General features: G+C 44.1%; 1 protein-coding gene. It reads left to right on the top strand.

Annotated features, from left to right (window positions below):
* Positions 1-17 precede the first annotated feature (17 nt).
* Positions 18-641: hypothetical protein (locus MTBBW1_RS27370; RefSeq protein ID WP_080810173.1), on the top strand; the 624-nt coding region annotated here is incomplete at its 3' end.

Raw genomic sequence — 641 nt, 5'->3', positions numbered from 1 at the left:
AAAGAATCAACTACTGGATGGACCGCTTTTTCAAATTTGACAAGGGTACCTATTCCACCTGTTCAAAATACCTCAAACATGAGTGGTATCTCACACAGATTGAAGTCTGTTCAAATGTCATTTTCAAATCGGCTACACTCTGCACCAATCTCTTTGACAGAATGCTGGATAAATTTTCCAGGATCGGATCGCCCGACTCCATTTCTCAGTTTTTCAGTAAAAAACCTGCAAACTCCGGCTCAAAGTCATTCAGAAGGCTCTATCAGAACAATGCCTGCATGAAACATTGGTTCAGGGGAAACTCCGTCAAGCAGTACAATAAAAACAGTACGCTCATCCGTACCGAAACCACCATCAACAGTCCCAAATCGCTGGGACTCAAGAAACCTGTACAGTTTTTACAGGCTTACTATTGGGCCGGATTGGGAGCAAACAACCGCATGCTGGACTGCTGTGCCGACGTTGATCCTTCAACAATTTGTGAGAATGAACACGAACTTTTTGATCAGCCCGTTGCTGATAACAAAGGAAACAAGGTTGCCGCACCCGATTTGAGAAAAGAGAGACAATCTGTTCTCTGTGAAGAGCTGATCAAACCAAAATACAGGGCTGACGGATTCAAAACCTCAACCCTTCAGGCC

Source organism: Desulfamplus magnetovallimortis (assembly GCF_900170035.1).
GTDB lineage: Bacteria > Desulfobacterota > Desulfobacteria > Desulfobacterales > Desulfobacteraceae > Desulfamplus > Desulfamplus magnetovallimortis.
This window is presented reverse-complemented; position numbering and strand designations above follow the sequence as displayed.